The sequence below is a fragment of the Paenibacillus sp. V4I9 genome (genome assembly GCF_030817295.1).
GTDB lineage: Bacteria > Bacillota > Bacilli > Paenibacillales > NBRC-103111 > Paenibacillus_E.
In genome coordinates, this window is record NZ_JAUSZE010000001.1 from 7,882,698 (window position 1) to 7,903,632 (window position 20,935).

A 20,935-nucleotide genomic window follows, 5' to 3' on the forward strand; every position below is an offset into this window, starting at 1 on the left:
CCTCAACTCCATCTTCATGGAATTGAGGCTCTTTTTGTTTTTGTATAGGAATTTATGATTTTCGCAGTCTGTGGATATGGTGCTTAATCTGCATGGACGCGCGGGATGATCTGTCTGAGAAGTCGATTTCCGACTTCTCAGACTCAGTTGGCGGGCTTCGGCTCGCATAGCTCTGGCTGTAAGCGCGGAAAACGCGCTTATTTGCTCTGGCGCTCCAGATTAAGCGCGTTTTCCGCGCTTACTTGTTTATCCTTAACCTACTGAATCGGATCAGGAATCATATTTTTTTCCAATAGTTCGCTATTCGTTTTCATATGTTTCATTTCATTCCCCAACTTCTTCATCTCATCCATATCCTGAGCCATGGAGCCGTTGCTTGCTTCTGCCAAGGATTTGCCGGCTGATCCGTTGCAGATCCGCTCTAATTCAATTAGTTTGTCCAACGCCGCTCGGCGAACTTGCAGAGGAACGAATTCGTTCTCTTGAAAGTCGGCTTCATGGAAATGAACGGTGGTATTCCCTTGCTCAGAAGTAAATGTGGTTAAAGTAAGTGGGTAGGCGGCTGATGTGGCATCGTTATAAATATCAAATTTATAGACCGATTTCTCCGTATACTCGATACGTTCTAACCCCAGCTTGGTTAACTGTTGATGAAGTGTACTTCTATCCATCGAAAACTCCTCCTTTCAAGTATGCGTCAAATCGAACGCCGTCCTTGCGAATTTATGTGATGTGATACCCTTAATGTTGGTTGTTCTGGTAATTCGTTTTGGCAGCCTGTAAAGACTCAGCTACAAGTTGTTTGCTTTCTTTGGCTTTATCAGCGGCCTCTGAAGCTTGATGGCTAACGGAGTTGGCCATATCCTTTGTTTTCTCACTAACTGCTGAAGCAACTTCCTGCGTCTTCTCACTAACAGCTGATGCGATATCCTGTGTTTTGTCACTCACGGTCGAGACAATATCCTGTGCTTTCTGACCTACAGCGGAAGCCAATTGACTTGTTTTATCATTGAACGTGCGATACGTATTCGACAAGTCTTCACGCAGCTCCGACCCGGCTTTAGGGGCTAATAACAATGAGGTTATCGCGCCTACAGCGCCGCCGATTACTAAACCTAACAATAGTCCGCCTTTGTTATTTGTTCCGACTGCTTCACTCATGAGTCATCTCTCCTTTAGTTTGGGTGTTGTGGTGTTGCCATGCTTCATACTAGGATGTAACCTTCTTTCTTTTATTTGAATCACAAAAAGCTTATTTTTATTTCCGTTTCATTAATATAAGCGAGGAAGCCCCGAGCCTCAATGTGATTGAATTTTTTTCAAATGGGTAGTAGATAAAATAAACGATCAACATGTTTGGTAATAAATTATGGTAAACTACGATGAGGGTTTCCGTTAACTTTTACCCGAAAGGGGTTTGAGCAATGAGCATTGTAATAGTAGACGATAACGCGACGAATTTACTTATTATTGAAAAAATCCTGCTTAAAGCCGGTTACACCGATTTAGTCATGGTGTCTTCTGCCAGAGAGCTGTATCAATTATTAGATATGGATTCACCGAGCACAGCCGAGGTGCCGGTTGATTTGATTTTGATGGATATGATGATGCCGGAAATTGATGGGGTGGAAGCCTGTCGAACGGTTCAGGCCGACGAAAGGTGCCGGGATATTCCGATTATTTTCGTGACGGCGATGGGGGATTCCAATAAGCTGGCTGAAGCGCTGGATGCCGGGGCACTCGATTATGTGATGAAGCCGATTAATAAGGTGGAACTGCTTGCGCGTATTCGATCTACGCTCCGTTTGAAATATGAGAAGGATTGGCATAAAGAGCGGGACAAGCGGATTAAGTACGAGCTTGATTTGGCCAAACAAGTGCAGCTTAGTGTACTGAGCAGCCCCATTAAGGATGAGCATATCCAGATCTCAGCGGTCTATAAGCCCTCTTCTGAGCTCGCGGGTGACTTCTATGCTTGGTATCCGATCGGGCCGAATCGGCATGGGATCATTTTGCTGGATATGATGGGGCACGGCATTTCGTCTTCGCTTGTCTGCATGTATATTTATTCTGCTTTGAAGGATACCATCACGAATATCTGTGATCCGGAAGGCGTGATGCGCGAGTTGAATGGGCGGATGAATCAGCTGCATCAATCAGATAATCTGATTAATTACTATTTTACGGCGATTTATATGGTCCTGGACACGGAACGGCGCACAATTGAGTATGTGAATGCCGGACATCCTGCAGGCATCGCGCTTCTGGATGGTGAAGTGAAATTACTGACAGAAGGCTGTTGTGCCCTTGGCTTTTTTGAGGGGATTGAGATTACCAAAGGTGTTATTCCCTATGAGAAGGAAGCCCGGATTGTCTTGTTCACAGACGGCCTGTCGGAGTGGCTCGATGATGAAGAGGAGGAAGGCATCACCAAAATCATGGGAAGCTTGAAGGAGACGACGATGCACGATCCCGATGGCTTGGTTGAGCGTATTTATCCGCATGCCAAAACGGGTTCTCCGCAAGACGATATGTGCTTGGTTATGATAACGACGTAGTAGTTAGCGCTCAAATACATCGTCTCAGTCACGTTGGCGAAGAGTGGTTATAACTATAACAAACGCCCAAGTTTTATCCCAAATAGGGAATAAAACTTGGGTATTTTTTGTTTCAATAGACCCGAAGGCGTGTAATAAGGAGTATTAGTCCAACACGTTGGGAGGAATTGGGATGACGACATTGGCATCGGAAGCCAGTTCAGACGCTTTATATTTGTTACATGAGGGGACGCAGTATCAAAGTTATCATTTTCTGGGTTCCCATGTGGAAGAGCGCAGTGGTCAGATGGGGGTTAACTTCGCAGTTTGGGCGCCAAATGCCAAGCAGGTTAACGTTTCAGGCAGTTTCAATGGATGGAATGGCAGCAATCACCAGATGTCGCTAGCAGATGGCGTATGGACGCTGTTCATTCCGGAACTCGGTGAAGGCACGCTATATAAATATGAAATCGTCACATTGGACGAAGAATGCTATCTAAAGTCAGATCCTTATGCCTTTCATTCTGAGCTTCGACCCGGAACGGCTTCTATTGTGACCTCATTGGAAGGTTATGAATGGCAGGACGAGGAGTGGCTGGCGAACAACACGTCAAACCAATTCCTACAACAGCCGCTCCTTATCTACGAGGTGCATTTGGGCAGTTGGAAGCGAAAGGAAGACGGCGGATTCTATAGTTATGTGGAATTAGCTGACGAGTTGGTCAATTATGTGCACGAACGGGGCTATACCCATATTGAGCTGATGCCGTTAGAGGAACATCCTCTGGATGCGTCTTGGGGATATCAGGTAACCAGCTATTTCTCGGTGACGAGCCGGTTTGGATCGCCGAAGGACTTCATGTACTTCGTAGACCGCTGCCACCAGAAGGGAATTGGGGTCATTATGGATTGGGTGCCCGCGCATTTCTGCAAAGACGCTCACGGTTTGACCCGATTTGATGGGACACCGCTTTATGAATATGCAGACAGCCGAAAGGGAGAACATCCAACTTGGGGGACACAGGTATTCGATTATGCGAAGCCCGAGGTTCTTAGTTTCTTAATCTCCAATGCCCTATTTTGGATGGATGTCTATCATATTGATGGGTTAAGAGTGGATGCGGTTTATAGCATATTAACGTTGAATTTCGATCGGGAAGAAGCGGACCGTATTGTGAATGAACAAGGCGGCGATGAGAATCTCGAAGGAATTGCCTTCCTCCAGAAACTGAATGCCGTCGTATTCTCCAGGTATCCCAATGCACTGATGATGGCGGAGGATACAAGCTCTTATCCAGGCGTAACGGCTCCCGTCGAGAATGGCGGAATGGGCTTTAATTACAAATGGAACTTAGGCTTTACGTGGAACACACTTACGTATATGAAGAAAAATCAGGAAGAACGCAGCAGTCAGGAAGATCAATTGACGAATTCGCTGCTAAATGCTTGGGATGAGAATTATATTCTCCCCTATGCGCATGATGAAGTGGTTCATTCTAGCAAATCCCTTCTCGGTAAAATGTCAGGTGTCGACAACTGGCAACGTTTCGCTAACTTGCGAGTGCTTTACACCTATATGATGGGACATCCGGGCAAAAAGCTGCTTTTTATGGGGAATGAATTCGGTCAGATCGATGATTGGAATTCAGAAGCTTCGCTGGCATGGGATTTATTGAAATTCGAAGAACATCAGCAATTTGAGCATTTTGTGAAAACAATGAATCACTTCTACATAGCGGAGAGAGCCTTATGGGAGTTGGATTATGAACCGAGCGGCTTCGAACCGATTAACGCTGAGGATAAAATCGATGGACTGGTGTCTTTCATTCGGAACGCGGAAAACGGTGATGAACAGCTCGTCATTATCTGTAATTTCAAGCCTGAGGCTCATGAGGGATATCGATTAGGGGTGATGAGACCAGGGCGTTATCAGGAGGTCTTTAATAGTGATAAGCAAGAATTCGGTGGATCGGGCGTGACGAACGACAGTACGCTAGTATCCGAAGAGTGGACATGTCAGGACTATCCGCATAGCATAACGGTTTCGATACCTCCCCTTGCAGCAATCGTACTCAAATATATTCCTTCGGAAGGATGAGATGACTATGAAAAAGCAGGAATGTGTAGCTATGCTATTAGCTGGCGGTGAAGGTACTAGACTGGGTCCTTTAACTAAAAATATTGCTAAACCGGCTGTTCATTTTGGCGGAAAATATAGAATCATCGACTTTACCTTGAGCAATTGCCGTAATTCCGGCATGGATATAGTTGGTGTGCTGACGCAGTATAAGCCAGCTGTTTTGCATGCCCATATTGGTAATGGTGAGGCCTGGGGCATGGCGAGTGAAAGCGGCGGCATCTCCATTCTGGAAAGGCAGGCTGGCGCGCCGAATGCTTATTCGGGGACAGCTGATGCCATCTATCAAAATATATCCTACCTTCGTTCGTATGATCCAAGCTACGTGTTAATTATTTCTGGTGATCATATTTATAATATGGATTACAGAGCTATGCTTGAGCATCATAAAGCTTCTGGTGCCGATGCAACGCTATCGGTTATTCCAGTGAGATGGGAAGAAGCGAGTCGATTCGGTATTATGAGCACGGACGAGCATCACCGGATTACCGGATTTGTTGAGAAACCGCTCAAACCTGTAAGCAATCTAGCTGAAGGAGGTCATTTGGGCTCATCTGGCCGATATTCATGTAAGGGCTATGCCAATCATGGGTATATGGCGATTATGGATTCCGTAGACAGTTACTATGTGCACAGTATGGATCTCCTGCAACCGCAAGGCTGGAAGCAATTCATGATTAATCAAGAGTTTGTCCATACGCGGAAAGAGGAAGAACAAGAAACGGCCTGTAACCATGACGCGCTGATCCGCAATTCGTTCGTCGCGCATGGCTGCCGGATTGAAGGCTATGTGGAGAACAGCATTTTGTTTCCAGGTGTTACGGTCAGTAAAGGCGCCAGTGTCAAGAATAGTGTCATCATGCATGACTGTGCAATTGAAGCCAGCGTGTATTTGGACCGGGTTATTTTGGACAAGCAGGTCGTTGTTGAACAAGGGGCCGTGTTATGTGGTCAGTACGCACATCCCTTTGTGGCTGAGAAAAGTGATGTGATCTAATCCAAAGGTGCAAGAGTAGGAGGATCGGTTATGAACGTAATGTTGCGTGATAAAGGTGCTCAGCTGCTAACACACATAACGGGCTACCGCAGCCGTGTCTATAAGCTAGCTTTGTTCTTTCTAGTCGTTATTCTAGCGATGATTATCGTCAGATGGACAAGTTCCGAACACATCGGTGAATCGGAGATCGTTCTTTCACCGGAGATCATCAGTCTGATTCCGGAAGGATCAGATGATACTTTCGTACCCGTTCTACCACCTACTCTTGCGGCTGCCCAAGCGGAATCTAGCAGTGATAGTAATGCTAGTTTGCAGGCAGCTGAAGCTAGCTCATTGGTTCCGATGCTCCACAGCCTACAGGGAATTTCACTATATGATGATACAGAGTCAGTCATTGCCAAGAAAGGGTATCCACTAACGTTTGTCCAGGATCCCCACTTTGTAGAAGTCTTTACGTATGAATACCCGGATATGAATATTGGTTTCCAAGATGGTATCGTGACTTTTGTTCAATTTCCAGCCAAGATTGGGCACGTTAAAATCAATGATCAACGGATTCCGTTGACGATAACGGATGTGAAGCGGCTGCTTGGAGAACCCGATTACGTAGTGGAGGACGGTATCGTTTTTCAGCGGAGAGAAGCACTAATTAAGCTTTTTATTGAATCGGAGACACAAGAACTGATATCCATCGACTTTTATCATCTTTCAAGTACCTAATGTTTGCAGCTGGCCTCTATGGTCAGCTTGAAGGCATGTGCGGGAGATCTTCCTATTTTAGGCAAAGCTTGTGTAAAAGGTAGAGGCTTGTTACTATTTAGAGAAAGAAATAACGTAAGGGAGTGTGGCTAATGTCAGCAGAGAAGTTCCAAGTTGATCAAGAAGAATTGGAGAAATCTATACAGCTTCGTATCAGTGGGGAGCTCGATTTGGCTGCGGCCTTAACGTTCCGTCATGCGCTCGAAGCCGTTGTTCATCGGGTGGATAAGGCGTTAATCCTCGATGTGGGGCAGTTGAGGTATATTGATAGCACGGGGATTGGTATTGTGGTCTCGGCCTTGAAAATTCGAGATGAGTTGAAAGCGCCTTTCACGGTTAGTAATATCCCGGCTGGGATTAAGCGGCTGTTTGATCTTACGGGAATCTCAGGATTCTTGAACGAAGGGATCGAAGGAAGCGCATGAATGTCATTCGTTTACAAATACCCGCGGCAGCGGAATACTTGGATATCGTAAGACTCAGTCTCTATGGGGTTGCTACCAAGTTAGGTTTCTCTTATGAAGATATCGAGGATATGAAGGTAGCGGTTTCGGAGGCTTGCAACAATGCTTTACTTCACGGGGAACCGCAGAGTGGCAGCGGGCAAATTGAAATTAGCTATGAGCCCGGAGACGACAGATTGACTGTGAAAGTGAAAGATGATGGCACAGGCTTTAATTACCATGAACGCCCCGAGCATACGGTGCCTTTGTCCGGAGCTTCGCCCAGCGAATTACAGTCTGGAGGCCTTGGCATTTATCTCATGCAAGCGCTGATGGATGAAGTTATCGTGAACACAGACCGAGGAACCGAAGTCACGCTCGTTAAATACGTCCAACAAAAAACCACGGATTGACGGGAAGCCGCCAGTTCGTGGTTTTTTGTGGATTAGGGGTAAGCGAAGCTTGCCCTTTTTAGGATGGTTTGCTAGGGATTTTTGCTAAGTGAGGTTGTAGGATACATCAATAATCTCCTAGTAAGAGACTATGTTCTCCTAGATTTTTGTTTTCTGGTTCTTGGGAAAATGGATTATTAGCAAGGCAAAGTTGTACAGAGAGTACAACAATTCCCTTGATTTCATCTTTAAAAAGCTCAGGATGTTGTATGCTATACAACAATTTAGCCCTTTTGGAGGCTATAGAGCTACTTTAGGCAGGAATTGTTGTATTTTCTGCAACATTCGCGTGGAAAACGTGGATTAGCTTGCTTATTGTTGTACAAAGTACAACAAGTGCGCGAGTTGGCTGCCTATAGTGCACAAAGTATAAACATGCAAACGGGTTGGCTTGCCTATTGTTATACAAAGCAACATGTAAAGGAAGCCTATTGTTGTACCAAGTACAGCATGTAAACTCTAAATAAGCGACTGAAGAACAATACCTTTTAGGCGGCATAACTTGGCTGCATCAACCGCTACACATGCTCGGCAAAGGACGACATAAGTCGGTGTGTTTTATTTGCCAAGGTACGCATCCAGCATCCAGCTGTGCTTCTCAAGCGACGAGCGAATCCCGATGAGCAGATCGGCTGTCGGTTGATCTTTTTGCTCTTCAGCAAGCTCAATTCCCTCTGTCAGCTCCGAGCAAATGCGGGTGAAGTCACTGACCAGCTGCTTCACCATTTGCTCAGCAGTCTCCTCATTCTTAGCTTCCTTAATGGATGCTGTGGCCAAATGTTCCTGTAAAGTTGCCGTCGGAATGGTGCGAAGAGATAGCATTCTCTCTGCGATAACGTCAAGATGCAAGGCAGCCTCTGTATATAATTCTTCGAATTTGATATGTAGGGTAAAGAAATTCTCGCCTTTCACATACCAATGGTAGTTATGCAGCTTCATATAAAGAATCGAAAAATTAGCGACCTGCTTGTCAAGAATCTCTGTAATCGGACTTGCTTTCGTTGCTGCTTTGGCCATTGTGAAATCCCTCCAGTTAATTAGTATGATTGTGCATACGTATAAGTACCCTGCCATATTCCGTTTGAAACAGAATGAAAAGTAAATCGAAATTTTCTGCATACATTGTTTCAGATGCCAAGAACGGGGGTAAACAATAAGTAATTAAGCAGATAGGGGTGATTGAAATGTTAGTACAAATTAGTGCGATCATTGCAGCCGTTGCGTTTGTGTTCCTTGTCTTCTATTTGATTCAAACTTTGAAATCACTGAAAAACTCATTAGATGAGATCACATTAACGATGGGTCAAATGAAGGATGAAGTCACACAGATCAGTTCGGAAGTACAGGACGTTATTCTCAATACCAATGAGATGGCCATAGATGTGCGTGTGAAGCTATCGAAGCTTAATCATCTGTTCAGCTCGGTTAACGATGTAGGACAAGTGATTCACGAGTTAACATCGTCGGTGAAACAATCAGCCACGAGCTTAATCTCTGCCGTTAAACAAACGAATATAACCCAACAAACTCAGCCTCTTAGTACAAAATGGAAGACGATCTTGCAAGGAGCTGCCATCTCATATGAAATGTTGCAAAAAATGAAAGCCAAGAAATCACCGCAAGCCGGTGTTACGAAATAGAGAGGGGTCATCTTGTGAACGCTATACGTAAATTTACTGTTTACAAACAATCGAATGGGAAAGAAAATATCATATACTTAAGTGGAGAACTTGATTTATCTGCTGCATCGGAGCTGGCCACCGCGCTTGACTCGGTCGTTCATAAAGGAAATGAGATTCTAACGTTGGATTTAAAAGAGTTGCGTTATATTGACAGTACCGGAATTGGTATGATTGTCTCCGTGCTTAAAGTGAGAGCTGCAATGAAGGCAGCCTTCCGTATACATCACATTCCTGCCAAAATCCAGCGATTATTCGAGCTAACTGGCATTGCCCGCTATTTGGTAGATCGTGAAGATCAAAGTCAAAACAAAGGTGTAACAGAAAGGAAAGAAGAAATCATATGAGCCCATACATTGGCCTTACGATACCGGCAAAGGCGGAATATCTAGATATTGTCCGACTTACTTTATATGGCGTTGCCACCAAAGCGGGCTTTTCCTTCGAAGATATTGAAGACATGAAGGTTGCTGTAGCAGAAGCTTGTAATAATGCGATCCTGCATGCTTATTATCATGATCAATCAGGAACCGTGGAGGTTCAATTTGAGCACAGCAGCGGCAATTTGCGAATTTCTGTGAAAGATGAAGGCAATAGCTTTAATTACGTTCAAACAGATGCTGAAGCATCCTCGCTGCATCATAAATCCATTAGTGAAGCGACAGTGGGGGGATTAGGTCTGTTCCTGATGCAAGCTTTAATGGATGATGTACAAGTACTGACGCATAGCGGTAAAGGAACCGAGGTTATTCTGACAAAGCAACTGGCAGGCCAGCTGAATAGAAAAGAGGAAATGGTATGAATGCGAACGCATCATCCTCGAAACCGTTATATGAAATGTATTCGAAAATGAAGATTTATAAGGAAACTGCATGTCAAGAGACGGCTACGGCGCTGCTGCTGCACTATGAACCCATTGTTCGTATGGCAGTAGGCAAGATTTCTCGGAGCCGTCCTGATTTATATGAGGATTTATTTCAAGTCGGACAGATGTCGATGCTGCGGCTTTTTGTACAGTATGACAGCACCATGGAGATTCCGTTTGAAGCCTATGCAATGAAAAGCTTAATTGGTCACCTGAAAAATTATTTACGAGACAAGTCATGGTACATACAGGTTCCAAGACGAATTAAGGAGAAAGGTTCGCTTGTCCAGCGTGCCCTGGATGAACTGACTGTGAAGTTGGAACGTTCGCCGAGTATCGATGAGATTGCGGCTTATTTAGAGCTCAGTCCGGAAGAAACGATTGAGATTCTGGCAGGCCGCGATTATTATAATTATACTTCGCTGGATACTCCGCTCACGAGTGATGGGGATAGTGCGACGATTGGCGATATGATCGCTGGTCCATCGGATGACTATCAAATCCTCGAGAGACGCATGGATCTTGAAGAGGCGATGACTAGTTTGAAAGAGGAAGAACGTACGGTTATTGGTCTTATTTATCATGAAGGACAATCGCAACGGTACATTGCTGACCAATTAGGGATTTCTCAGATGAGTGTATCCCGGATTCAAAAGCGGGCGATTGATAAGCTGAAGACCGTCTTAACCCAGAGCAAGCAAGGAGGCTAGACGATGCAGGGCAACCATTTACAATTGGAATACGGGAAGAAAGTACGCTTAGAAAGCATTGATCCTAATGAAACCGGAGCCCTTCACGATCGGGAAGAGGCCGAACCCAATATAGAGCGTCTGAGTGAACGATTAGAAACCTTGCAAAATATCCTGTACGCCGAGAAGAAGCAGTCTGTTCTTTTTGTGATTCAGGGCATGGATTGCAGCGGCAAAGACGGCGTCGTTAAGCGTGCGCTCGGAAGACTGCATCCACAGGGCTTTCAAGCAAGCAGCTTCAGAACGCCTACCGAAGAGGAAGCCGCTCATGATTTTTTGTGGCGCGCTCATAAGGTTGTGCCTGCGAAGGGAATGATCGGGGCCTTCATTCGGTCTTATTATGAGGATGTACTGATAACCCGAGTACACAACTCGATTAACGATTCAGAAGCGAAGAAACGATTCAAGCACATTAACCGATTTGAGAAATTGTTGGAGAGCAGCGGTGTGAAAATCGTTAAGATTTTCCTGCATATCTCCAAGGATTTCCAACTTGCAAAGCTGCGGAATCGGCTAACGGATCCAACCAAACGTTGGAAATTCGACAAGAATGATCTCGTGGAGCGAGAATCCTGGGACGAATACCAGAAAGCTTATGAAGATGTGTTCAAGCAGTGCAGCTCGGCTTCTGCTCCGTGGTATATCGTGCCTGCTAATCATCGCTGGTACCGGGATTGGGCCGTTCTGCAAATTGCTGTAGAAGCGTTGGAAAGCATGAATTTAGCTTATCCGGAATCCGATCTGGAGCTCGATCAGTTGCTTGATCAATTATAGAAGCAGGCTCAAACTATCTCTCTAGCTCTCTTAATGTGGTATAGTGAGAATAGTAGAATGTTAACATAACATTCTCTACGAACTGTACTAGGAGGCAAACATGTTTAAATCTATTCCTGTCAACATAAAGGCGAAAATTACGCTAGGATATGTCTGTATTATTCTATGTTTAGGGGCTGCCCTCTTAGTTGTGAGTGATCGAATAACTTCTCTTCAGAAGGAAGTAGACTATATATCCACGCATGATATTGAAGTGCGAGACCTCCTTAATGGTATACAGAAAAATATGATCGATATGGAAACGGGGATGCGAGGCTACGTCATTACAGGGGATGAGCAGTACCTGGATCCCTATGAGGCCGGCAGCCGAGCATGGCTCGATAATTATAATAAGCTTTATCTTTTAATAAGTGATAATCCTGCACAACAGAAAAGTTTAGAGCAGATCAAGCCAACCATTCAGAACTGGATCAAGAATGCTAGCGATAACGTTGTTAAGTTTAAAAAAGAAAACAATACAGCAGCCATTAATGATTTTTTTAAACAAAATTCAGGAAGAAAATGGATGGATCAGCTGCGCACGCAGTTTGATTCCTTTCTTAGGGTTGAACAGCAGTTAACGGCTGCAAGAGTCGATCAACTAGCGAAAAGCAACTATAATCTTAGAGTTGTTCTTTTTATCGTTTTGGGTATTACTTCCATTTTCGCGGTTCTGGTGGCTTTATTTTTGTCCAATTCGATAACTAGCACGATCAATAGAGTCATTAAGACAATTCGAGATATTACAGCTGCTGAAGGAAATCTAGATGCAAGAATCGAAGTGACAACCAATGACGAGATTAGAGTGTTGGCTGAAGCAACGAATGATTTGCTGGCAAGCTTAGATAAGCAAAACTGGATTCAAACCAATATAACCGAAGTTTCAACCTTGTATCAGGGGATTAACGATATCACTGAATTGAGTGAAACCTTTGTGAGTAAGCTAGCTCCTATGCTGGATGCCGTCTATGGAGTTGTATACCTCCGTAATAACGTTGGGGGCGAGACTCGGTATGGGAAAATAGCAGGATATGCGGCATACGGGGTGGATCCCTCATCTGCTAGCTTTCAACTAGGGGAAGGCTTAGTCGGTCAATGTGCCGTAGATAAGCGGATTTTCCTGATGGACAATCTCCCGGAGAACCATATTAAAGTAACGTCAGGTTTAGGCGTCTCCACACCTCAAAGCCTACTGGTTGCTCCTATCATTGTAGAGGGCAAAGCCGAGGCAGTTATTGAGTTAGCTTCACTTCAGCCCTTCCAATCGAAGCATCTTACGTTGGTCGATTCGCTGCAAGAGAAATTCGGAACGGCGATTACGAGTGTGCGAAGCCGAATGGAAGTAGAGCGTCTGCTTTCGGAGTCACAGATGTTGACGGAAGAACTGCAGGCACAATCGGAAGAGCTGCAGACACAGTCTGAAGAACTCCAGATGCAGCAAGAGCAGCTGCGGATGACGAATGAGTTTCTAGAGGAACAGAACCATTTCGCGGAGCAGAAAGCATTAGAATTGAAGAAAGCGAAAGATGAGCTGGAAGAGTTCTCGCTTAAGCTTCAGACGAGTTCGCGGTACAAATCCGATTTTCTGGCGAATATGTCCCATGAGCTGCGAACACCGCTTAATAGCATTATGATTTTATCGCAAATGCTTGCGGAAAATAACGGTGACATGCAAATGTCGGAGGTTGTGGATTATTCCCGTGTCGTTTATGCTGCAGGCAATGATCTGCTCGCGCTGATTGACGATATTCTTGATTTATCCAAAGTAGAAGCGGGTAAAATAGAAATTATGACGGACGAGGTCAACGTGACCGAAATTCCGCAATTAATGAAGCTGATGTTTGATCCGGTTGCGGATAAGAAGGGGCTGGATTTCGGGGTCATTTTGGAACCGAATGTGCCTAATGTGATTTTGACGGATGGCCAACGCATGCAGCAAATCGTGAAGAATTTGTTATCTAACGCTTTTAAATTTACCGAACAAGGATCTGTAACCATGAAAATTGCGCTCGCTGATCCTTCTCGAGTCAAAGAGCTCCTTCATAGAGATCCGGAAGAAACCGTACTGGCCATTTCAATTACAGATACCGGAATAGGTATCCCGATCGATAAGCAGCAGGTTATTTTCGAAGCGTTCCAGCAGGTGGATGGTACAACGAATCGTCAATACGGCGGAACAGGACTTGGTTTATCGATATGCCGCGAGTTTACGCGTTTGCTTGGTGGATCCATTGTCGTGAAAAGCGAGCTTCATAAGGGCAGCACATTCACCCTCTATGTACCTAATGCGCGTGAATCGGAGCCTGAGGTCCAAGAAAACGATCATCCGCGGGGGGAAATTGCAGCAGCTAGCGAGGAATTGAAACTAGATACTACGATAACAGTTTCGACGGAACCTAGTGTCTTGATAGCAGAGCAGCAAATGGCTGAGCCCATAAGCTCAGATTCGCAATTGTTTCATGGTAAAAAGGTGCTTCTCGTAGACGATGATGCGCGCAATGTTTTCGCGCTTGTCACAGCACTTGAGACGAAGGGAGTTACGGTTGAGATTGCTGATCATGGCAAGCATGCCCTGGAGCTTTTATCCGCAGATTCCGACTACGACCTTGTGTTAATGGACATTATGATGCCGGTCATGGGGGGCTATGATGCGATGAAAGCGATTCGCGGTCAGCTGCAGCTGCACGATTTACCCATCATTGCACTAACGGCGAAAGCAATGAAGAGTGAGAAAGAGAAATGTCTGGAGTCCGGCGCTTCCGATTATATCACCAAGCCGCTGAATATGGATCAACTTTTCTCGCTTATGCGGGTATGGTTGACAAAGCAGGTGAAGAAACATTGATTCGCCAGTCCTTGGATCATTACTCAGAATTAGAAGAACTGCCCTACGATGAGCTGCAAAATATCGAGATTAATCTGCTCTTGGAAGGCTTATATCAGATGTATGGGTTCGATTTCCGCCATTATGTGCGTTCATCCTTACGCAGGAGAATTCTCAATCGGATGAAGGCAGAGAAATTGCCGTCCATCACAGCGCTGCTAGAAAAAGTCCTGCACAAACCCGGCTTCGTGGAACAATTACTGAACGACATGTCGATTCGAGTGACAGAAATGTTCAGAGATCCAAGCTTTTTCAGCGCTTTTCGTAATCAGGTCGTTCCCGAGCTAAGGAAGTATCCTGAGATTCGGATTTGGCATGCAGGCTGTGCCACCGGAGAAGAAGTGTATGCGATGGCGATCCTGATGCAGGAAGAAGGCTTGGCTGAGAGAACGAAGATTTATGCGACAGATATGAATGAGAAAGCGATTGAGAGCGCGCAAAAGGGCGCTTTCCCCCTAAAGCAGATGCAAGTCTATACGAAGAACTACTTGGAGTCTGGCGGGACTAAGGCCTTCTCCGAGTACTATACAACAGACCATCAATATGCTTATTTTCAGCCGCTGATGAAAGAAAATCTGATGTTTGCGCAGCACAATCTCGTAACGGACGGCTCCTTTAATGAATTTCATGTCATCCTGTGCCGCAATGTCATGATCTATTTTGATACGAAGCTGCAGCAGCAAGTGCACAGTCTATTTCATGGCAGTTTAATTCCAGGCGGATACCTAGGTTTAGGAAAAAAAGAATCCATCCTTTTCGTGCCCGAAGGGGTGCAATATGATGACTTTGTACCACAGGAACGTATTTATCGTAAGAGATAATTTTGTTGGACACTCTCCGTGGAGAGTGTTTTTTTGTTTTCTGGATTGTAGAGCCTAGGTACATATGAGCTAAATACTTCAAGTAATCTAAACCTCTACGCGAGCTAATATTGGGGGAATTCTGCGGAATCATGGTCAGTCTACAAACAATTACATGCAAAAAGTGTTAGAAAGGCATGATATGCCCGTACTTGTAATCGCGTAGCACCAACCCCTGCGGAACGTAGATACCTTATTTTGCTCGAAACCGCGTATTTCATGGTTTTGCGGAACGAGGATCAGTAGCTTAGTACCGAACACTCTATTGTTGTGCAAATAAGGGTTGTTTCATCTGCAGCGGGGAACGTTTAAATATAAAGTAGGATTGTACTTTAGACGTAGAAAGAAGGGAAACGAATGGAAGTAGATATCGATGGAAAGAAATCTACAGACGATTGCATGCCTGAGAAATTGTTTGAGGAACTGGACAACGATCCGAGCACCAAGCTAGACAATGATCAGTTAGATCGCATAACAGCCATGGTGAATGAATATCAAGGGAATATTAAATCTCATTTGATTGAACAGCAGGAGAAGAAGTCTTCAAGGGCAGATCGCCTTGCTGATCATATTGCCTCTTTTGGCGGCAGTTGGACGTTTATTGTGTTATTTTGCGCGTTTTTGGGGATTTGGATGGTCATTAATCTGATGAGCCTCGCGTTTGATAAACCGCCATTCATCCTGCTTAATTTGATTTTATCTTGTATTTCGGCCTTGCAGGCTCCGGTTATTCTGATGAGTCAGAATCGTCAAGCTGTGCGAGATAAACAGGAAGCGATCCTTGATTTTGCGATCAATTACCGAGCCGAACAAGAGAATATGGAGCTAAAGGCACTGCTCGAACGTCTAGATAAAAGGTTAGAAAGAATTGAAACGCAAGGCCTATCACGGCAAGCTGAAAGAGAAGATAACAATAGATGAGTTCATATTTTTCAGCTAAAAAGCGTTTCATTATTAGGCGATGTGGTTAATAGATAACATAGCAAGAACAACCAATTCTCGATAATAAGAGAGGGTGTTTCCTATGTTAGGTTGGGCAATTATGTTTCTAATCATTGCGCTTGTAGCCGGTGTTTTTGGATTTTTCGGGATTGTCTCGGCAGCGGTAGGGATTGCCAAAGTCTTATTCTTCGTATTCCTGATTATGTTCGTCGTATCCTTGATTTTCGTAAGACGAAAAGGCTTTTAGTAAAAGTTTAATACAGCACTAACCTAATAAATAATAGCCAAAGAGGAGGATTATCATGAATACTTATACCAGAGTGAGTGTGACATCGAATCTTCAAGAGGCACAGAATAAAGTGCAGCAATTGTACAGAGAAGGCTTTGAGCGAGAGCACATTTATGTGCTGACTCATAGTGCTGAGGGTACTGATTTCGTTGCTAACTATACGGGCGCTGAGCAGATCACCATAGCTGAGGAGGGTATGCTGACATCGATTGCCAATCTTTTCCGTTCTCACGGCGATGAACTGCGGGCGAAGATGAAAGCACTCGGTGTGCCGGACGTGGAGGCCGGTCGTTTAGAAGGCGAGCTGGATAAAGGGAAAATCCTTGTTCTGGCTACCCCTTCAACGGAGGTTAGAGCGTATAATGGTGAAGACTTTCAACGTACTATTTTATGATAAAACGTTAATCGTGGCCATTGAACGATAAGGATTGAAAAGGGGACTCCTTTATGGAGTCTCTTTTCAGTCTGTATCTGAAATAAACCTTGATATTCAAAACTTTCGAGTGTCCGTTATCGTTAAATAAATGTATTGACTAGTATACAAGTATGCTAGTATTATATACATAAAGCGTTTACAATAGAAATCAGGTGAGAATATGGATTTGCCAAACATAATCACGAAACGAGAAACATTATCTGATAACGCCTATCAAGTGATTAGAGACGCCATTGTCTCATTGCGCTTGGAGCCAGGACAGATGGTGTATGAAGCTGAATTAGGCAGCACATTGGGGGTGAGCCGTACACCAATTCGGGAAGCATTCCGAAAGTTGATGGCCGAGGAATTAATTGAGGTTCAACCGCAGCGCGGTGCTCGGATCGCCTATATGTCAAAGAAGAAAATCGATGAGGCCCGCTTTGTCAGAATAAGTTTAGAGGCAAACGCTTTCAAGGAAGTTGCCAAACTGTGGAATCCAGAAGAAGTACGATTTCAAAGGCTTTATGCTCAAGTAAAGGGAATATTGGCTGACCAGAAGAAAATGGTTGACGAGCAAAATTTCGATACCTTCTTTCAATTGGACGAAAAATTTCACTATACCTTACTGGAAACTACAGGAAATACCACTTTGATTTCAATTATAAATCAAATGAGGGGACATTTGAATCGCATGCGATATTTGGAGCTCCAAGAAACGAAACATATGAGACGACTCGTAACCGAGCACGAGGGCATATTTGATGCCATAATATCGAACAACTTAGAATTAACAGAACGTTTGCTGAGCGAACATATCCTCTTGCTTGAGGGAAGTATGAACGATCTCATCAAGAAATATAGCCATTATTTCCGGTTGTAATGAAATTTTTCAACAAATGAATACGTTTACAATATAAATCGTTTATTTTGAATACTTCGAAATAAACGAATGAATAAACTTGTATACTAGTATACTCGCTAAAATGGAGGGGGGAATGTGGAACACTAAAGAAGAAAGGTGTTCGTTGGAAGAAACCAAGGATGTGTCTAAGGATAATGGGGATCTAATAGATGTGCCAAAGCAGATTAAACAACTAAATCATTTGAGGAGCATGAAAATGAAAAAGAGAATTTTTACTGTAGTGGCTTCGGTAACGATGGTTTTATCACTAGCGCTTACAGGCTGTGGAAAAAATGTGCCGACAGATAATTCCTCTGCCAATAAAAGCAATTCTAAGCCTATTATACTACGGGTGGGATATATACTTTCTACCGGTAGTGATGCCGATAAGGGCGCCGAAAAGTTCAAAGAACTTGTTAACAAAAATAGTAATGGCCGTATTGATGTACAGACTTTCCCTAATTCCCAGCTAGGCAGCGATCAAGATATGATAAACGCTCAGCAGAGTGGCAGTCTGGAGATGGAAATATCCGGAGATGGACCGGTCAACATTTTTGAGCCTGGGTTTGGGGCATTGACCATGCCATTCGCCTTCCGCGACACGGACCACATGCTTAAAGTATATAACGGCCCCATCGGTCAGCAGTTGAATGAAGCTTTTGTTAAGGATAAAGGTGTTCGTCTTGTTGGGGTTTGGGCGCGGGGGCCTCGTTATCTAACCGCAAATAAAGAGATTAAGACGCCAGCCGATTTACAAGGTTATAAGTTAAGAGTCCCAACACAGACAACGTATGTGGAAACGTGGAAAAAATTAGGGGCAATTCCAACGGCATTGAACCTTTCCGAGCTTTACACCGCGTTGCAGCAGGGGGTTGTTGGTGGACAAGAAAACCCATTGGCTATCATCTCTACCTCCAGCTTTTTCCAAGTTCAAAAATACGTGATGGATACGCAGCATGTTTATGGACCCTATTTAGTTACTGTCAGCGATAAATTTTATAGCAGCTTGTCAGCTGATCTGAAAAAAGTTGTCGAAGATGCACTTAAGGAAGCTACCACTTACGAAATAAGTGTGGTCAAAGATGGAGAAACTCAATTCCGTACTGAGCTTGAGAAGAAGGGCATGAAATTTGTTAACGTTGACCGTCAGGCATTTTTAGATAAGATGCAGGGCTTGCCGGAACAATTAGAAAAGTCCCTCAAATGGATTCCAGGCCAATATCAACAAATTATCGATACAAAGTAATAAAACAAAATGAATAGAGGAGTTGCCTTAATGACATGTCGGTTGCACAGTGAAACTAGTCCTAAAGTCAACTGGATAACTCCTCTTAACAGGTGGTGTGAGTATTTATGAAAGAAAACTCGTTTAAACGGTGGCTGGACACAGTTCTTGGTATTTTGGTAGGTTTGGCCGTGATTGGCGAGCTCGTGATCATCTTCGGCAACATCATTGCAAGGGAAGTATTCCATGCACCGGTTCTTTGGGCTGACGAGCTAGGTCAGTTGGCTCTCACGGCCGTAGCTTTTTTGGGCGGTGCGCTAGCCTATACCCGTAACGAGTACATTGCAGTTCACTCTGTAATTGACCGTTTACCTAAGGCATGGAGGCCGACGATTGATGCGTTTGTTGAATGGCTGGTGTTTACAGGGTCCGTGCTAGGCGCCTACTATTCTATTGGAGTCATCAAAATGCGCTGGAATGAACACACAGCGGTTTTGGACCTCCGTATGGGTTGGTTTGTTATTCCCCTAACGGTTGGGCTGACTTTAATTGCCGTTTACGCATTGCAAAGGTTGTGGCGTCTGAAGCGTCTTCCTGTACTTATAAGCAGTATCGTCGTTCTGGTTTCGCTGGGGATATTGATAGCAATCAATCATTTATGGGGACCGCTTGGAAACTCCGCTCTTGTAAATTGGATCGTGTTTGGATCCTTTGCCGTACAACTCGCTCTTGGAGTACCTGTTGGCTTCGTTCTTTCTGTTGTTTCCATGATGTACCTTTATCTTTCTGGTAGAGGAAGTTTGACACAGGTTCCAATGACCATGCAAAATGGCGTCCTTAATTTCGTCTTATTGGCCATTCCTTTTTTCATGATGGCTGGATATATCATGACAGAAGGTGGATTAGGCAAAAGGCTGGCTGATTTTGTTGTATCTATTGTTGGGAGGATTCGTGGCGGGCTTCTCCAATCGATGGTCGTCACCATGTATATTTTTGCTGGTCTTTCCGGATCCAAGGCAGCCGACGTGGCAGCCGTTGGTTCAACTTTGAACCCAATGCTGAAAGATAACGGGTATGAACCAAACGAAGGTGCTGCCGTTTTGGCCTCCGCAACGGTAATGGGGGAAACGATCCCTCCCAGTCTGCCGATGCTGATTGTGGGATCAATCACGACGATTTCTGTAGGTTCTCTGTTTATGGCAGGGCTTTTGCCAGCTGCGATGATTGCCGTTTGTTTAATGATAGCTATTTATATCAAAGCACGCTTGTCTAACAAATATCCGGGAACGAAAGGTGTGCGTCTATCTGAGGTCGGCAAGCGTGGGGTGATTGCCATTCCGGCCTTGCTGGTTCCTGTTTTACTGATCGGCGGGATCGTCACTGGCATTGCTACGCCCACTGAGGTTTCAAGCTTCGCAGTTGTTTACTCCTTGCTTGCAGCAGGTTTATTTTACAAAGAACTGACCTGGAGTAAACTGTGGAAAATCATGGTGGATACATCCGTCAAAGCCGGTATGCTTCTTTTCATTACTAGTGCCGCCAGCGCTTTTTCCTGGACTTTAACGGCGGCAAGTTTGCCGCAAAAGATTGCCCAATTTATGATTAATATGGCTGGGAATTCCAGTTTAATATTCATGTTCGCTACTGTCATCATATTGATTATTATGGGTGCCTTGTTGGAAGGAATACCTGCGCTGCTGGTTTTTGCTCCTCTTCTGGTTCCCATTGCGCCACAATTCGGTATTGATCCCCTTCAGTATGGCATCGTTCTGATAATTGCCATGGGATTGGGAGCCTTCTCCCCGCCTATAGGGATTGGACTTTATATTACTTGTTCCGTGAGCGGTACCAAAGTGGAGGATACCTCCCGAGCAATGGTGCCGTACCTGATTGTGTTGTTCATCGGCTTGCTTCTGGTAGCTTTCATACCATGGTTTAGCCTCATTGTACCTAAAATAATGCATTTATATTAGAAATTAGATATA

At 44.5% G+C, this 20,935-nt stretch carries 22 protein-coding genes; 19 read left to right on the forward strand and 3 right to left on the reverse strand.

What is annotated here, in order from left to right:
- Nucleotides 1-257 precede the first annotated feature (257 nt).
- Together QFZ81_RS36320 and QFZ81_RS36325 are read right to left on the reverse strand one after the other, a co-directional pair.
- The gene (locus QFZ81_RS36320) at nt 258-671 is read right to left on the reverse strand and encodes a hypothetical protein (RefSeq protein ID WP_307435818.1); all 414 of its coding nucleotides are present in this window, start codon (nt 669-671) and stop codon (nt 258-260) included.
- 70 nt (nt 672-741) lie between these two features.
- Complete coding sequence (locus QFZ81_RS36325) at nt 742-1,161, reverse strand: YtxH domain-containing protein (protein WP_307435815.1); 420 nt, start codon at nt 1,159-1,161, stop codon at nt 742-744.
- A gap of 263 nt (nt 1,162-1,424) precedes the next feature.
- On the opposite strand from QFZ81_RS36325, the gene QFZ81_RS36330 reads away from it, so the two are divergent.
- The 6 genes from QFZ81_RS36330 to rsbW (QFZ81_RS36355) all read left to right on the forward strand — a co-directional run bounded on the left by QFZ81_RS36330 (nt 1,425) and on the right by rsbW (QFZ81_RS36355) (nt 7,286).
- Complete coding sequence (locus QFZ81_RS36330) at nt 1,425-2,558, forward strand: PP2C family protein-serine/threonine phosphatase (protein ID WP_307435812.1); 1,134 nt, start codon at nt 1,425-1,427, stop codon at nt 2,556-2,558.
- A gap of 172 nt (nt 2,559-2,730) precedes the next feature.
- A complete protein-coding gene (glgB, locus tag QFZ81_RS36335; protein WP_307606652.1) occupies nt 2,731-4,635 on the forward strand; it encodes a 1,4-alpha-glucan branching protein GlgB in 1,905 nt (634 codons plus the stop codon).
- A 7-nt stretch (nt 4,636-4,642) separates the two neighbouring features.
- A complete protein-coding gene (locus QFZ81_RS36340; RefSeq protein ID WP_307606654.1) occupies nt 4,643-5,671 on the forward strand; it encodes a glucose-1-phosphate adenylyltransferase family protein in 1,029 nt (342 codons plus the stop codon).
- 30 nt (nt 5,672-5,701) lie between these two features.
- Entirely contained in the window at nt 5,702-6,391 is a 690-nt protein-coding gene (locus QFZ81_RS36345) for a hypothetical protein (RefSeq protein WP_307606656.1), read from the forward strand.
- A 131-nt stretch (nt 6,392-6,522) separates the two neighbouring features.
- Entirely contained in the window at nt 6,523-6,855 is a 333-nt protein-coding gene (locus QFZ81_RS36350) for an STAS domain-containing protein (RefSeq protein WP_307435792.1), read from the forward strand.
- Nucleotides 6,852-7,286, forward strand: coding sequence for an anti-sigma B factor RsbW (gene rsbW, locus QFZ81_RS36355; protein WP_307606658.1), 435 nt, complete (start codon nt 6,852-6,854; stop codon nt 7,284-7,286). The genes QFZ81_RS36350 and rsbW (QFZ81_RS36355) overlap by 4 nt, the downstream gene beginning before the upstream one ends.
- A 597-nt stretch (nt 7,287-7,883) precedes the next feature.
- Here the strand turns inward: rsbW (QFZ81_RS36355) and QFZ81_RS36360 are convergent.
- Nucleotides 7,884-8,342, reverse strand: a complete 459-nt coding sequence (locus tag QFZ81_RS36360) for a Dps family protein (protein WP_307606660.1) — start codon at nt 8,340-8,342, stop codon at nt 7,884-7,886.
- Nucleotides 8,343-8,509: 167 nt separating this feature from the next.
- On the opposite strand from QFZ81_RS36360, the gene QFZ81_RS36365 reads away from it, so the two are divergent.
- The 13 genes from QFZ81_RS36365 to QFZ81_RS36425 all read left to right on the forward strand — a co-directional run bounded on the left by QFZ81_RS36365 (nt 8,510) and on the right by QFZ81_RS36425 (nt 20,923).
- Entirely contained in the window at nt 8,510-8,965 is a 456-nt protein-coding gene (locus tag QFZ81_RS36365) for a DUF948 domain-containing protein (RefSeq protein WP_307606661.1), read from the forward strand.
- A gap of 14 nt (nt 8,966-8,979) precedes the next feature.
- Nucleotides 8,980-9,351 carry an STAS domain-containing protein gene (locus QFZ81_RS36370; protein ID WP_307435779.1) on the forward strand — a complete coding sequence of 124 codons (372 nt, stop codon included), beginning with the start codon at nt 8,980-8,982 and terminating at the stop codon, nt 9,349-9,351.
- Entirely contained in the window at nt 9,348-9,806 is a 459-nt protein-coding gene (gene rsbW, locus QFZ81_RS36375) for an anti-sigma B factor RsbW (protein WP_307606663.1), read from the forward strand. The genes QFZ81_RS36370 and rsbW (QFZ81_RS36375) overlap by 4 nt, the downstream gene beginning before the upstream one ends.
- Entirely contained in the window at nt 9,803-10,579 is a 777-nt protein-coding gene (locus tag QFZ81_RS36380; protein ID WP_307606665.1) for a sigma-70 family RNA polymerase sigma factor, read from the forward strand. Before rsbW (QFZ81_RS36375) ends, QFZ81_RS36380 begins: the two co-directional genes overlap by 4 nt.
- 3 nt (nt 10,580-10,582) lie before the next feature.
- Nucleotides 10,583-11,392: a PPK2 family polyphosphate kinase gene (locus tag QFZ81_RS36385; RefSeq protein ID WP_307606667.1), complete on the forward strand. Its 810-nt coding sequence runs from the start codon at nt 10,583-10,585 to the stop codon at nt 11,390-11,392.
- Between the two features lie 100 nt (nt 11,393-11,492).
- Nucleotides 11,493-14,276, forward strand: a complete 2,784-nt coding sequence (locus tag QFZ81_RS36390; RefSeq protein ID WP_307606669.1) for a CHASE3 domain-containing protein — start codon at nt 11,493-11,495, stop codon at nt 14,274-14,276.
- Complete coding sequence (locus tag QFZ81_RS36395) at nt 14,246-15,136, forward strand: CheR family methyltransferase (RefSeq protein WP_373463802.1); 891 nt, start codon at nt 14,246-14,248, stop codon at nt 15,134-15,136. Before QFZ81_RS36390 ends, QFZ81_RS36395 begins: the two co-directional genes overlap by 31 nt.
- Nucleotides 15,137-15,532: 396 nt before the next feature.
- Complete coding sequence (locus tag QFZ81_RS36400) at nt 15,533-16,096, forward strand: DUF1003 domain-containing protein (protein WP_307606671.1); 564 nt, start codon at nt 15,533-15,535, stop codon at nt 16,094-16,096.
- A 103-nt stretch (nt 16,097-16,199) separates the two neighbouring features.
- Nucleotides 16,200-16,364 (forward strand): DUF1328 domain-containing protein, encoded by a 165-nt coding sequence (locus tag QFZ81_RS36405; protein WP_307606673.1) that lies wholly within the window; start codon nt 16,200-16,202, stop codon nt 16,362-16,364.
- A gap of 55 nt (nt 16,365-16,419) precedes the next feature.
- Nucleotides 16,420-16,800 carry a YflT domain-containing protein gene (locus QFZ81_RS36410; protein ID WP_307606676.1) on the forward strand — a complete coding sequence of 127 codons (381 nt, stop codon included), beginning with the start codon at nt 16,420-16,422 and terminating at the stop codon, nt 16,798-16,800.
- A 208-nt stretch (nt 16,801-17,008) separates the two neighbouring features.
- Nucleotides 17,009-17,704, forward strand: coding sequence for a GntR family transcriptional regulator (locus tag QFZ81_RS36415; RefSeq protein WP_307435758.1), 696 nt, complete (start codon nt 17,009-17,011; stop codon nt 17,702-17,704).
- 115 nt (nt 17,705-17,819) lie between these two features.
- Entirely contained in the window at nt 17,820-18,971 is a 1,152-nt protein-coding gene (locus QFZ81_RS36420) for a TRAP transporter substrate-binding protein (RefSeq protein ID WP_307606678.1), read from the forward strand.
- Nucleotides 18,972-19,078: 107 nt separating this feature from the next.
- Nucleotides 19,079-20,923 carry a TRAP transporter large permease gene (locus QFZ81_RS36425; RefSeq protein WP_307606680.1) on the forward strand — a complete coding sequence of 615 codons (1,845 nt, stop codon included), beginning with the start codon at nt 19,079-19,081 and terminating at the stop codon, nt 20,921-20,923.
- Nucleotides 20,924-20,935: the final 12 nt, after the last annotated feature.